A 13,457-nucleotide genomic window follows, 5' to 3' on the forward strand; every position below is an offset into this window, starting at 1 on the left:
TACCATTTTATGTCTATTGTGCAAACAGCGGCGTGTGGTAAAGTATCAGTTCATTTTAAAGATTGTATAATAAAGTATAATGGGCCTGGTTTTAAGAATGATATGCTAAAGTAAACAGGAATTTATGATCGGAACAATACAAAATAATTTATTTCGTTAAAAAGGCTTGGGTATAAGATAGGAATGATATTTTGATTAGATAAAATCTGGTGGTGAATATGTGATTATTCATCCAATCCTAAGTGCCAAAGTGGACTTTTACAGAGCTGTTTTATGGTAATGCCCCTTCCTTTCCAAGCCCTCAAATTTGGCGGGTCATGATGCCTTCGCGGCTAAATGTCGCCGCCAGCCAACCTCTTTTCCTTACTACCACCTCTGGAAAGTAAATGGCTGCATAGGGCCATTAGGCCGCATTTCTGTGAGTACCTTTTAGAAAAAACTGGTCTTTTGTGGTAGTCTTTAAAGAAGTATTGGATAGATAGAATGCCTGCTTGGCAAAGTGGGACTTCCTTCGTAGTTTAGTGGGAAACGTGCGTTCGTTTTTTTCGTATGCACCAACACTGGAATACCTGGCCCGGGAAATACACTCTTGAATGAGAAGTGCCCTTTTTAAGGCCTTAGGTCTGCCGCTGCTTCGCTTTGTCTCCATCTATCTTTTTTTTTATGGCCGCCATCTTAGAAAAAACCAGAACCCAACCCTTGCCCATTTCCCAGGAACGTATCCAATGGCTTCAGGCAGAGCTAAAACCCCACAGAGATGCCTTGATGCAGCACCCGCTGTATGAGTCCATCTATGACTTAGCTGATCTGCGCCCGTTCATGGAACACCACGTGTTTGCCGTTTGGGACTTTATGAGCCTGCTTAAGAGCCTGCAGCGGCACCTTACCTGCGTTGACGTGCCCTGGACCCCCCACGGCAACCCCGCCCATCGGCGGCTCATCAATGAAATTGTGCTGGAAGAGGAAACCGATATAGACCCAGATGGCCTACCTATTAGCCATTTTGAGCTTTACGTGCGGGCCATGGATGAATGCGGCGCAGATACCCAGGTTATCAAGGATTTTATTGAGGGGCTGGGCCATGGCAAAGCCGTTTATACGCAGTTAGAAAAATTGCCTATCCCTAGCCACACCCAGGACTTTGTAAAACACACCTTCCAGATCATCCAGAGCGGGCAGCCGCACCGCATTGCCGCGGCCTTTACCTTTGGGCGCGAAGACGTGGTGCCAGACATGTTCCGGTGCCTTATCGGTGACATGAACCGTCGCTACCCCGGTACCCTTGATACGTTCCAATACTACATGGACCGCCACATTCACCTGGACGAGGAAGTACACTCGCCGTTGGCCATGCAGATGGTCTCTGAGTTGTGCGGAGACGATGACCAGAAATGGGAGGAATGCCGGGAGGAGGCCGTAGCCTGCCACCGCATGCGCCTCCATCTGTGGGATGGCATTCTGGCCACCATTCAGCGGCAGAAGCGCGGTTAAATCCTTTGGCAAAAGGTTCTCGTACTGTAAAGCCACAGACGTTAACACCTAGAACTATGGATTTAGAAAACCTGAGCTCCAACAGCGAGAACATTGAGAATACCGGTTTCCTCATTTTAAAGGCCTTCAAAACAAAAGGTACCCAGGCAGATGAGGTGCTTGGCTGGGAAGAGATTTATCCTTTCCTGCACAAGGAAGACGAGCACAACCATTACATAGATGTGCAAAAAAGGGCTGAGGAGCACCTACGCAACCAGGGCTACGCCACGCCAGACCCAGCCGGCCTGCGGCTCACGGAGGTGGGTTTCCAGGCGGTGCAGGAGTTGGATGATCAGGACCTGAGCCAAAGCAACGCCCGTTAAGGGAAAGCCTATGAAAACGTTTCGGGGGTATTTTTGGGAAAAGGGGCGTAAAACGTTTTTAATGGGTGGTTTGCTGGTAAGCATAACCTTGGCCGAAGCCTGTACCTCGTCGCGGGATAATCCGGTGCTGGAACCCGCTGAACCCCAACGTACCTACACTACTTCCCCCACGGTACGGGACATGAACGAGCAGGCCAGCGACGTGAACCGGAAAAAGAACATAGAAGACCGTAACCCCAACGCTCCGGCCAACCAAACTCCTGCCATGCGGAGCCAAAAAATCCTACCCGGACGGCAGCCCGTGGCCCCAGACACTATCCGGCGGCCCGCGCTCCCGCCCCGGCCAGATACCACCCGCCGGCGCCGGAACCAATAGACCTTCTGTTTTAAAGCCGTTTTCTTAAAAACAGGCCCAAAACGCTGTCTCTCTGCAACGCGCAGAGAGACAGCGTTTTGTTTTAGATCCTTTTCTATGTAACAACTCCATCGACACCTCAAAGGGAGAGTCTGCGCTTAGTAAGCGTTATTCCGTTTTGAGCCTGTTTTTAGAAAAACGTGCCTAAAACACCTTTACCTATAAATGTCTCTTTAAACTATAAAACCACGCATTTCTTGTTTCCAGCCTTTCGGCTGAGCGCCTAGCACTCGATCCGGTGCCGCGGCCAGCGGCAGGCCCTGCGGGGCCAGGCGAGAGGGTACAGCGCGAGGGCGGAAGGCGGGGCCTCGCGGCCGTGAGCGCTCGGAGAGAACAGATGGAACAATACAGCCCATGAAGCTATAGACAAGCAGACAAGCCAAGGGTTAACCGGAATGGAGAATGGGTAAAAGGCAGTTGCCACTGAGAAGCAGTCCAAGTTTTCGGTGAGAAGACCAACTACGGCGAAGCCCTAGACAACCAGAAATTCCAAAGCGTAAGCAAATCCTTTATCCAAACCCGCTCACTTGAAACAAACCTCATTTCGAAGAGCATTTCGCCTCCGTCTAAAAGGGGCAAAAGAAAAACCTCCCTGCATTTTCGCTATATTTGCACCCTAACACAATCCACATGGCTGATACTTCCTATCCCCAACGATATACCCTTACCGCCGCGCTGCCCTACGCCAACGGTCCTGTCCACATTGGGCACTTGGCCGGCGTGTACATCCCCGCCGATATCTACGCCCGCTACCTGCGCTCCCGTGGCCGCGACGTGAAATTCGTGTGCGGCTCAGACGAGCACGGCGTTCCCATCACCATCCGGGCCAAGAAAGAGGGCATCACCCCTCAGCAAGCCGTAGACAAGTACCACGAGCTCATCAAGCAGAGCTTCGCGGACTTCAATATCTCCTTTGATATCTATTCCCGCACCTCGTCCAAGACGCACGCCCAGACGGCCTCAGATTTCTTCCTGAAGCTCTACAACGAAGGCAAATTCATAGAGCAGACCACTCAGCAGTACTTTGACGAGAAGGCCCAGCAGTTCCTGGCCGACCGCTACATTGTGGGTACCTGCCCCAAGTGCGGCAACGATAACGCCTACGGCGACCAATGCGAAAGCTGCGGCACCTCCCTCAACGCCACCGACCTCATCAACCCCAAAAGCACCCTCAGCGGTGAGCCACCCGTGCTCCGCGAGACCAAGCACTGGTACCTGCCTCTGGACCAATACGAGCCCTGGCTGCGCGAATGGATTGTGGAAGGCCACAAAAACGATTGGAAAACCAACGTGTACGGCCAGTGCAAAAGCTGGATTGACCAAGGCCTGCAGCCCCGCGCCGTGACCCGCGACCTGGACTGGGGCGTGCCCGTGCCCGTGGAAGGCGCCGGAGGCAAGGTACTTTACGTGTGGTTTGACGCCCCCATCGGCTACATCTCCGCCACCAAAGACCTCACGCCCGACTGGGAACTGTACTGGAAAGACCAGGGCTCCAAGCTCGTGCACTTTATCGGCAAGGACAACATCGTGTTCCACTGCATCATCTTCCCGGCCATGCTCAAGGCCCACGGCGACTACGTGCTACCAGACAACGTGCCCGCCAACGAGTTCCTGAACCTGGAAGGCAACAAAATCTCCACCTCGCGCAACTGGGCCGTGTGGCTGCATGAGTACATGCAAGACCTTCCCGGCAAAGCCGATGTGCTGCGCTACGTTCTCTGCGCCAACGCCCCCGAAACCAAGGACAACGACTTCACCTGGAAAGACTACCAGGCCAGAAACAACAATGAACTGTTGGCCATCTTCGGGAACTTCATCAACCGCGCGGTGGTGCTCACCCACAAATACTACCAGGGCGCTATCCCGCAGCGCGGCGAACTCACGGCCTATGACCAGGAAGTGCTAGCCCAACTAGCCGGGTTCCCCGAGAAGATCGCCGCCTCCCTGGAGCTATACCGCTTCAAGGAAGCCCTAGGCGAACTCATGAACCTGGCCCGCCTGGGCAACAAGTACCTGGCCGACACCGAGCCTTGGAAACTTATTAAAACCGATGCCACACGGGTAGAGACCATCATGAACATCGCGCTGCAGATCTCTGCCAGCCTGACTATTCTAGCTGAGCCGTTCCTGCCTGAGACCGCCGGTAAGCTAGCTAACATGCTGCAATACACCGCCGGCAAATGGGACCAGTCGGGTTCTCCTGATTTGCTTCCGGCCGGTCACGTGATTGGCGAGGGTGCGTTGTTGTTTGAGAAGATTGAAGACAGCGTGATTGAGGCCCAGGTGCAGAAACTCCTGGATACCAAGAAAGCCAACGAACTGGAGAACGCCGTGGCCGCGTCCGCCAAGGAAGACATCACCTTTGAGGATTTCTCCAAAATTGACATCCGCATAGGTACTATCCTGGAAGCTGAGAAAGTAGCCAAAACCAAGAAGCTTTTGAAGCTGAAAGTAGACACCGGCCTGGACCAACGCACCATTGTGAGCGGCATCGCCGAGCACTTCAACCCCGAAGAGATTATTGGCCAACAGGTAAGCGTGCTGGTAAACCTTGCCCCCCGTGAAATCAAAGGCATTGTGAGCCAGGGCATGCTCCTTATGGCCGAGAATGCTGACGGTTCCCTAGCCTTCATGCAGCCTTCTAAACCTGTAGTGAACGGCGGCGGAGTATCGTAAGAATGTAGAATTAAGAATTCCGTTTTGGGCTCGTTTTTCAGAAAACGGGCCCAAAACGGAAACCTGAATAAAAAGGAAAGGCGCACCGCTCATAGCAGTGCGCCTTTCCTTTTTATTCATACGCTTTTGTCAGCCTCTTTTGTCATCAACTATTGTCATTCTTCTCTGACATCGCTCTAGCCATCTACTATTATCATCCGCTATTGTCAACCAATATTACCTTCTCCCGTTACCCTCTGCTTCTCTCTCTCTTGTCATCCTGAAAGGATCTTGTGGGCGAACGGTAGTAACGGCTAAGTAAATGCGTAACTAGTTCGTCCACAAAATCTTTCCAAAATGACAGAAGAAGGGTGCGAGATCAAGGAGGGCTGTTGAGCGGGGTTTGGTATGCCCAGGCGTCAACCAGATAAAGCCTTGCTAGGAATTAAGAGTCCTGTTGAGTGGGACTGATCTGTTAACAATGCTTTCTTTATTCATCAATACAAGCTTTCAATAGCTCGGTCCAGCTTCTGGTGCACGCGGTTGGCTTGCTTACTCCACCACTAACACCAGCTTTCCAATGTGCTGGCTGCTTTCCATCAATTCGTGCGCCTGGGCGGCCTCAGATAGAGGAAACGTCTGGTAGATAACCGGTTTGAATTTTCCTGCCAGCAGCAGCGGCCACACCTGGCGCTCAATGTCAGTGGTTAGGGCGGCCTTGAAATCTGCGTCTCTGGGCCGAAGGGTGCTGCCGGTAATGGTGAGGCGCTTTTGCATGATCTGCCGCACGTCAAACTCGCCTTTGGCGCCCTGCATGGCATTGATGAACACCAGCCGGCCGTCAGGGTTTAATATGTCCAGGTTCTTGGTGATGTAGTCGCCGCCAACCATGTCCAGGATCACGTCCACGCCCTTTTCCTTCAGGGCTTGGGCAAAGTCCTCGGTTTTATAGTTGAGGCATTGGTCGGCGCCTAGTTCTTCGCAGGCGTGGCATTTCTCATTGGTGCCGGCGGTTGCGTACACGGTGGCACCCCAGGCCTTGGCTAGTTGTATGGCGGTGATGCCAATGCCGCTGCTTCCGCCGTGAACCAGAAAGGCCTCACTGGGTTGCAGGTTGCCCCGCTGGAAGACGTTGTGCCAGACCGTGAAAATGGTTTCGGGGAGGGAGGCAGCCTCGGCAAATGTCCAGTTGGTTGGTACCGGAAGGCAGTGGCGGGCGTCCACCACGGCATATTCGGCGTAGCCGCCACCGGGCAAAAGGGCGCAGACGGCATCACCGGGTTGCCACCGGGTTACCTCAGAGCCAAAGGCCTCCACCAGGCCTGCCACTTCCAGGCCCGGGATATCAGCTGGCGCACCTGCCGGGGGCGGATAGTGTCCTTTGCGCTGGGCCACATCTGGGCGGTTCACGCCGGCGGCCTTCACCTTGATTAAAACCTGGTGCGAGAGCAACGCGGGAACGGTCTTTTCCTGGAGCTTTAATACGTCTGGGGCGCCGGGCGCCGTGATCACAATTGCCTTCATCAGTTTCACTTAGGGTACGTCTGGTACAACTATACCCGCTCCGGAAAAAGAGGTTGCGGTGGTGTAATCGGTAACAAGGCAAAAAGCGTTTTAAGCCCGTTTTCAGGAAAACGGGCCAAAACAGCCCCACGTTATTTTTTGGGTGAGTCTGGGAAAGCGGGCAACACCTGCAGGAAAACCGGCGACGGCAAATTAGTGGAATGACCGGTATAGCTTAGTTTGCCTGTGGCCGAATCTACCCTGAAGGTGGTGATGTTGTTTGAGCGTTGGTTGGCCACAAGCACCGTTTTGCCAGAGGGGCTAAGGGCGAAGTTTCGGGGCCAGTTGCCTTCCACGCCAATGTGCTGCACCAGAGTGAGTTTATTTGTCTTAGCATCAATGGCGAACACCACCAGACTGTTATGACCCCGGTTAGAGCCATACACAAAACGGCCGTCAGCGGAGACGTGCACATCAGCGCAGAAGCTTTCGCCGGTGAACCCTGCGGGCAGCGTAGATACGGTTTCCACCTCCGTGAAGGTGCCGGTCACGGCGTCATAGGTAAGCGCAGACAAGGTGGAGTTGAGTTCATTGATCACGTAGGCAAACCGCTTGTTGGGGTGAAAAGTGAGGTGCCGCGGACCGGCGCCGGGTTGCGCCTTAAACGCCGGTTGGGCGGTTTTGGTCAGGCGGCCTTCAGGGCCCCATTGGTAGCGTACAATCTGGTCAATACCCAGGTCAACGGCCAAGGCAAATTCATGCGAAGGGTCTGGGATGATGCAGTGGGCATGCGGGGCGTTCTGCTGCTTTTTCGGGCCCTGGCCCGTGTGCTGGGCCGTGAAAGAAGCGGCTCCCAAACGGCCATCATGCTCAATCGGGAAGGCGGCCACGTTGCCACCGGAGTAATTGGCTACCATGGCTTCCTTGTGCTGCTGGTCCAGGCTAATGTAGCAGGGTGCGCCACCCAAGGTAGGCTGACTGTTCAGGAAGGACAAATCGCCGGTTTTAGGGTTTACGGCAAAGGCACTGACCGCCCCGCTTTTCTGACCCTGGTAGTTCCCTGTTTCATTGACGGCATAGAGTTGTTTCCGGTCGGGGGCTATGGCCAGAAACGAAGGATTTTCACCGCCTTTTACAGCCAGGACCTGGCTAAGTTCACCGGTTTCTTCATTCAGGCGATAACCAAAAATGCTTTCATTGTCTTGTTTGGCGTATGTGCCTACGTAAACCATCATTTCCTTGGGAGATTGGCCTTGTTTAACGGCGGTACAGGCAGCCAGGGTTATACTCAGGAAAAGCAGGGAGGCGGGGAAAAATTTCATAGTAAGCACAGCGGTTCAGGAAAGAGATATTATAGGCGGAAAGATAGAAAGGCTTTTCCGTTTTAGGGCCGTTTTCTGAAAAACGGCCCTAAAACGGAAAAATTAATTGGTAGCGCTCAGCCGTCTTACTACCAGGTAAAACCCCATTGCTGCCACCACGCAAAGCCCGGTGGCGCCCCACCAAAGCGTTTCAAAACCGTGGTTGGCAATGGTGGTGGTACCCAGAAAAGGGCCCAGAATGTGGGCCGCGGAATAGGAGAGGCTGTAGAGTCCCATGTAAGATCCCCGGTTATAAGGACCCGACCGCTGCACGGTAAGCGTACTCATAAACGGCATGGCAAACATCTCAGAAAGACTCATCAAGAGCACCGAGAGAACCAATACCCAGAAGCCGTGCAAAAGGTTAAGTAGCGCGAAGGCCGCCGCCAAGAGGAGCAAGCCGGTGACAATTAATTTCCAGAGGGCATGTTTATCTCCTAGCAGGTACACAATCACCATTTCCAGCCCGAAGACCAAAAGTCCGTTGAACGCCAGTAACCCGCCAATTTCCAGCTTAGAGAGGTGGTATACCTGCCGGAAGTACAAAGGCATGGTGGAGAAGAACTGGAAGAACGCCACGGCGTAGCAGCAGCATAGCACGGCAAAAAGGAGAAAGAGCCCGTCGCGGTACGGGGTGCGGGTTTGGGGTTCCTGGCGCTGTGCTTTTGAAACCGGCGCATGGCCCTGGCGGTGCCGGAAATAAAAAAAGAAAAACGCTCCGGCGGCCAGGCAGGTGAAGCCGTCTGCCAGGAAGAGCCATTTAAAGGAAATAGTAGCCAGTATGCCGCCCAGGGCCGGGCCTATGGAAAATCCCAGATTGATGGCCATGCGGTTGAGGGAGAAGGCGCGGGTCACGTTCTCGGGGCGGGCATAGGAAGACACGGAAGAGGCATTGGCGGGCCGCAAACACTCAGTAAGGGTGCTCAAAACGAAGATGCCGCCGGCAAAGAAGGCAAAGCTTTGCAGTTGCACCATCACAAAGAACCAGCTTCCGCCTAAGACCAGGCTAAAGAACTGCACCTTGAAATGCCCAATTCTATCAGTGAGCCAGCCGCCCAGGAACGTGCCGCACATGGAACCCACCCCAAAAAGGCTCAGCAGGATACCGGCCTGTTTCAGGCTGAAGCCCATAGACTCCGTGAGGTACACGCTCAAAAACGGCACCACCATGGCCCCACTTCGGTTAATGAACATGACGGCCGCCAGCAGCCAGGCTTCTCTGGAGAGGCCACCAAAGGCATTGCGGTAAAGGGAAAGAATTCTGGGCATGGGGCGGCAAAGACACAAAAGTAGGCAAATGCGCCCAATGCAATAGTCTGAAAAAGCGGTTTATCAGCTAAATACCTGGCTTGCTTTTATGATGCGGCAAATAGGCCGTAATGGGTCAGCAGGAAAAGTAGAGGTAGCTTGTGGAGGAAAGGCAGAAGGAACGTTTATTGTGACACGGCTTTCCAAAAGAAAAGGTAGCCATGTCTGGGAGCTGCTTCTGTTTTAGGCCCGTTTTTAGGAAAACGGGCCTAAAACAGAAGCAGCCAATGTGATCAGACCCCTTTGCCTTAGGAGACCTTCAGCTTGCGTACCACCACAAACAACCCGGCCGCAGTCACCAGGCAAACGGCACTCACTCCCCACCATAAGGTGCCAAACCCGAAGCTGTCAATTATAGTGGTGCCTACCAAAGGCCCAATGATATACGCCACGGAGTAAGCCAGCGTGTACAAGCCCATATAGGAGCCACGGTTCTGCGCCCCTGACCGTTTGGCCGCCAGCGAAGCCATGAAAGGCAGGGACAGGATTTCAGAAAAGGCCAGGAAAATAATGGAAAACACCAGCACCGGCACCCCGTGCGCCAGGTTCAGGAGCGTGAAGGAAAGCGCCAATAGCAGCAACCCGGACACAATCATTTTCCAGGGGGCGTATCTGTTGCCAATCAGGTACACAATCACCATTTCCATGAGGCAGACCAGCAAACCGTCGAAGGCTAGCAGGGCGCCAATCTCCATTTTAGACAAGTGATAGACCTGATGCCAATACAGGGGCATGGTGGTGAAAAACTGTGAAAACGCAATCAGGTAGCAACAGCACAAGGCAATGAAAAGCACAAAAAGGCCATCGCGGTATGGGGAGCGCACGGACTCAGAAACCGCGGTTACGGCTTCGGGCACCGCTGGGGCAGGGGGAGCGGAGGTTCCTTTCCGTTGCCGGAAGAGGAAGAAAAAGACAGCCCCAGCCGCTATACAGGTAAGGCTATCGGCTACGAAAAGCAACTTGTAGGAAACCATGGCCAGCATGCCGCCCACCGCCGGACCAATAGAAAAGCCCAGGTTCATGGCCAATCGGTTGAGCGAAAAGGCGCGGGTAATGTTCTCTGGCTTGGAATACGCACTTACCGCAGAGGCCGTGGCCGGACTGAGGCACTCGGTGAGGGCACTTAGCAGGAACAGACCACCCACCAGAAACTCAAACCGCTGAAACCAAAGCACCACCAACAGCCAGGCCCCGCCTAACAGAAAGCTTAACAGCTGAACCTTAAAATGCCCTAGCCGGTCGGTGAGCCATCCGCCTGAAAAGTTGCCTACCATGGCCCCCATCCCGAACACACTTAATAGCACACCCACTTCTTTGATAGGCAACCCCAGCGCCTCTGTGAGGTACACGCTCAGGAACGGGACCACCATGGCCCCACTGCGGTTAATGAAGACCACGCCCGTCAGGAGCCAGGCTTCCCGGGAAAGCCCGCCATAGGCGTTTCGGTAAAGGGATAAGATCATAAGGGTTGCTGGCTGTCCACTACAAAATGGAGATAAATTTGGATAATTCCAAAAGAAGGGGGAGGCCCTGCTGGTAGTGTGCGCAGGCGATTTCTGGGTTTTTGATTCTAATCTTGGTTCCACGCAAGCTGAACTGGGCCTTCCGTTTACGGAGAGAGCACAAATGGCCTTTACCAAGGTGGCAGCGGGGCAGGGTGATATTCTGTTTTGAGGCCGTTTTCTCAAAAATAGCCTCAAAACAGGAATTTCCGGGTAAATGGATTATTTGTTGTAGAAGTTCATGGTGCGCTCCAGGCCAATAGTCCCGAAGGATTCGCACATTTCGGCGGCTTTCTCAATGTGGGTGGAAAGGTCAATCTGCTCATCTTCTGAAAAAGGGCTGAGCACGTAGTCTACTTGCCGGCCTTTGGAGAACTGAGAGTCAACCCCAAATCGCAATCTTGGATATTCATTGTTGCCCAGTGTCTGTTCAATGTGCTTGAGACCGTTGTGTCCGCCGGCGCTGCCTTTGGCCCGCATTCTTAGTTTGCCGTAAGGTAGAGCCAGATCATCGGTGATGACTAGCATCTGCTCTGCCGGGATCTTGAGCACGCTCAGCCAATGGGCTACGGCCTTGCCGCTTAGGTTCATGAATGTGGTAGGCTTTACCAAAGTAAAATGCTTGCCTTTGGATTTGAATTCTGTGACAAAAGAATGGCGGCCGGTATCAAAAGAGGCGCCGTGTTTTTTGGCCAGATGGTCCAGCACCATAAAACCTATATTGTGCCGTGTGTTGGCATATTCCGGGCCAATGTTTCCCAGGCCCACAAGTAAGTATTTCATATCTAAAGGAGTATCATCTGTTGGCAACGTCTGTTGTTTGCCGCCAAACCAACTCAGTAAATTTTTAAACATCCCGCAAAGGTAGTTTTTAGTTGTCTGTTTTCAGTTGCCAGTTACATGTTTTGACCAAATCCAGATGCTCTAAGGTTTACAAAGATGAGCCGTTGATTTCGCCTAACGCCATTCCCAATAAGGAATAGCAGATAACTAAACAGCCGCCAATCCGCGCTCTAAATCAGCGCGCAGTTCCTCTACCTCCTCAATGCCCACCGATAACCTGATCAGGCCTACCGTAATCCCCTGGCTTTCACGTTGGTCTGGAGTTAAGCCACGGTGCGAGGTTCCCACTGGGTAAGAGATAGAGGTAGTGACACCTGCCAGGGACGGGGCGAACGGAATATGCGTCAAAGCACGCATGAAGCGGTTCACAGACTCTGCGTCATCCGCAATTCTAAAGGAAAGCATACCCCCATACATTCCTTTGCCTTGGTCTTTAGCCAAGGCGTGCTGCGGATGGTCTGCTATGCCTGGGTAGAACACCGCCTGTACTTTAGGGTGCTGCTGCAGCCATTGGGCCAGAACCAACGCGTTGGCGCTGTGTTCGCGCATTCTCAGTTTCAGGGTCTTCAGCCCACGGGCAGCTAACCAGCCTTCAAACGGACTCAGGTTCAGGCCCCAGGTGCGCATGATTTGGGCAGCCCGTTGGGCATCTTCCGCTGCTTTGGCTACTACCACGCCGGCGGTTACGTCACTGTGCCCAGACAGGTATTTAGTCACGCTGTGAATGGTTATATCAGCGCCCAGTACCAAGGGGTTAGTGAGGATAGGAGAGGCGAAGGTGTTATCCACGATTAGCTTGAGGCCTTTAGCCTGGCAGGCCTGCGCTACTTTGTCCAGGTCCATGACTGTCATCATGGGATTACTGATGGTCTCCACCAACAGCAGTTTGGTGTTGTCCTGAACATACCCGTCCAGAGAATAGATGTCTGTGGTAGGCACATAGGTCACTTCCACGCCCATGCGGGTGAGCTCTGAGGAAAGCAGCGAAGACGAGCCCCCGTATATTTCCTCAGCGCACAGCACATGGTCGCCGGCCTTGGCGTAAACCAGCACCGCCGTCAAGATCGCAGACATGCCTGAAGACGTCACTACTGCGCCCTGGCCTTGCTCCAATTGGTTTATTTCCTGGGCTAGTTCATCTGTATTTGGGTTGCCGTAGCGTGTGTACATGTACTGCGGGCCCGGCTCAGAGAAATAAGCTTCCAGGGCGTTCAGGTCCTCAAAAGTGAATACTGAGGTCTGGTAGATGGGCGTGGTTTTAGGCGAAATAGACACAGCGTTTTAATTAAGAATTACGAATTAAGAATTAGGAATGGAAAACTAAAGAGAAGGGTGATCGTTGGGAAATGCCTTCACTTTTTGCCATTCATTTTGCTTTGTTATCCTGAAACGATCGCGGTTGCAAACAGTATTTCTATTTACTGCAAAGCTTTTTCAGTTCGCCCATAAGGTCCTTTCAGGATGACAACATGGGTTTGTTTTCATTTTGATTACTCAAGTTTTGAGGATACTTATGAAATCAATTTTGAAGGTTGAGCAAATAACCACCACAATTAGCAATCAACAACTAACAATCAGCAATTCTAAAGGTAAGCAGAAACCGGTTAAAGTTGAAAATGCGTTTTGGGCCTGTTTTTAGAAAAATGGCCTATAAGCTGAAAGCCCGCCTCCTTTGCAGAAGAACGGGCTTTCAGAATGAAAAACAGGAAATCGTTAGGCGATAACGGCTTCGGCGAGGACAATGATTTTGTTGTCCAGCACTTCTACCACACCCCCGTCAATTTGAAACACCACTGGTGTGCCAGCGGTGGGCGTTACCCGTACTGCGCCATTGGCTAGCGCACTGATGAGGGGAGCGTGATTGTTCAGGACCTCAAATCCGCCATTAATACCGGGGAACTGCGCCGAGATCACTTCGCCTTCAAATACCTTTTTATCTGGGGTGATGATTTCTAAATACATTGCTGTGAGTTCTGAGTTCTGAGTCTTGAGTCCTGAGTTTTTTGATAAACCCAGC

General features: G+C 52.7%; 11 protein-coding genes. 4 read left to right on the plus strand and 7 right to left on the minus strand.

All coding sequences use genetic code 11. From position 1 onward, the window contains the following. Positions 1-663 precede the first annotated feature (663 nt). From ACYVJQ_RS16170 to metG, 4 genes are all read left to right on the plus strand, one after another. On the plus strand, positions 664-1,491 hold the full coding sequence (locus tag ACYVJQ_RS16170; RefSeq protein WP_460894148.1) for a DUF3050 domain-containing protein: 828 nt from the start codon (positions 664-666) through the stop codon (positions 1,489-1,491). 56 nt (positions 1,492-1,547) lie between these two features. Beyond that, complete coding sequence (locus ACYVJQ_RS16175) at positions 1,548-1,853, plus strand: hypothetical protein (protein ID WP_460894149.1); 306 nt, start codon at positions 1,548-1,550, stop codon at positions 1,851-1,853. Between the two features lie 10 nt (positions 1,854-1,863). After that, positions 1,864-2,229: a hypothetical protein gene (locus tag ACYVJQ_RS16180; RefSeq protein ID WP_460894150.1), complete on the plus strand. Its 366-nt coding sequence runs from the start codon at positions 1,864-1,866 to the stop codon at positions 2,227-2,229. Positions 2,230-2,898: 669 nt separating this feature from the next. Further along, positions 2,899-4,944 carry a methionine--tRNA ligase gene (metG, locus tag ACYVJQ_RS16185; RefSeq protein WP_460894151.1) on the plus strand — a complete coding sequence of 682 codons (2,046 nt, stop codon included), beginning with the start codon at positions 2,899-2,901 and terminating at the stop codon, positions 4,942-4,944. Positions 4,945-5,475: 531 nt separating this feature from the next. Here the strand turns inward: metG and ACYVJQ_RS16190 are convergent. From ACYVJQ_RS16190 to atpC, 7 genes are all read right to left on the minus strand, one after another. Beyond that, positions 5,476-6,447, minus strand: a complete 972-nt coding sequence (locus ACYVJQ_RS16190; protein WP_460894152.1) for an NAD(P)H-quinone oxidoreductase — start codon at positions 6,445-6,447, stop codon at positions 5,476-5,478. Positions 6,448-6,578: 131 nt separating this feature from the next. Then, the gene (locus ACYVJQ_RS16195) at positions 6,579-7,748 is read right to left on the minus strand and encodes a lactonase family protein (protein WP_460894153.1); all 1,170 of its coding nucleotides are present in this window, start codon (positions 7,746-7,748) and stop codon (positions 6,579-6,581) included. A gap of 102 nt (positions 7,749-7,850) precedes the next feature. Beyond that, positions 7,851-9,056: an MFS transporter gene (locus ACYVJQ_RS16200; RefSeq protein ID WP_460894154.1), complete on the minus strand. Its 1,206-nt coding sequence runs from the start codon at positions 9,054-9,056 to the stop codon at positions 7,851-7,853. Positions 9,057-9,343: 287 nt separating this feature from the next. Beyond that, on the minus strand, positions 9,344-10,558 hold the full coding sequence (locus ACYVJQ_RS16205; RefSeq protein WP_460894155.1) for an MFS transporter: 1,215 nt from the start codon (positions 10,556-10,558) through the stop codon (positions 9,344-9,346). Positions 10,559-10,819: 261 nt separating this feature from the next. Next, the gene (gene pth, locus ACYVJQ_RS16210) at positions 10,820-11,380 is read right to left on the minus strand and encodes an aminoacyl-tRNA hydrolase (protein WP_460894156.1); all 561 of its coding nucleotides are present in this window, start codon (positions 11,378-11,380) and stop codon (positions 10,820-10,822) included. Between the two features lie 207 nt (positions 11,381-11,587). Next, the gene (locus tag ACYVJQ_RS16215) at positions 11,588-12,715 is read right to left on the minus strand and encodes a trans-sulfuration enzyme family protein (protein WP_460894157.1); all 1,128 of its coding nucleotides are present in this window, start codon (positions 12,713-12,715) and stop codon (positions 11,588-11,590) included. Between the two features lie 438 nt (positions 12,716-13,153). Next, the gene (atpC, locus tag ACYVJQ_RS16220; RefSeq protein WP_460894158.1) at positions 13,154-13,402 is read right to left on the minus strand and encodes an ATP synthase F1 subunit epsilon; all 249 of its coding nucleotides are present in this window, start codon (positions 13,400-13,402) and stop codon (positions 13,154-13,156) included. Positions 13,403-13,457: the final 55 nt, after the last annotated feature.

The sequence above is a fragment of the Rufibacter soli genome (assembly GCF_054781795.1).

Coding starts and splice junctions, on each gene's coding strand:
- ACYVJQ_RS16170 (WP_460894148.1), top strand. CDS start 664: ATGGCCGCCATCTTAGAAAAAACCAGAACCCAACCCTTGCCCATTTCC.
- ACYVJQ_RS16175 (WP_460894149.1), top strand. CDS start 1,548: ATGGATTTAGAAAACCTGAGCTCCAACAGCGAGAACATTGAGAATACC.
- ACYVJQ_RS16180 (WP_460894150.1), top strand. CDS start 1,864: ATGAAAACGTTTCGGGGGTATTTTTGGGAAAAGGGGCGTAAAACGTTT.
- metG (WP_460894151.1), top strand. CDS start 2,899: ATGGCTGATACTTCCTATCCCCAACGATATACCCTTACCGCCGCGCTG.
- ACYVJQ_RS16190 (WP_460894152.1), bottom strand. CDS start 6,447: ATGAAGGCAATTGTGATCACGGCGCCCGGCGCCCCAGACGTATTAAAG.
- ACYVJQ_RS16195 (WP_460894153.1), bottom strand. CDS start 7,748: ATGAAATTTTTCCCCGCCTCCCTGCTTTTCCTGAGTATAACCCTGGCT.
- ACYVJQ_RS16200 (WP_460894154.1), bottom strand. CDS start 9,056: ATGCCCAGAATTCTTTCCCTTTACCGCAATGCCTTTGGTGGCCTCTCC.
- ACYVJQ_RS16205 (WP_460894155.1), bottom strand. CDS start 10,558: ATGATCTTATCCCTTTACCGAAACGCCTATGGCGGGCTTTCCCGGGAA.
- pth (WP_460894156.1), bottom strand. CDS start 11,380: ATGAAATACTTACTTGTGGGCCTGGGAAACATTGGCCCGGAATATGCC.
- atpC (WP_460894158.1), bottom strand. CDS start 13,402: ATGTATTTAGAAATCATCACCCCAGATAAAAAGGTATTTGAAGGCGAA.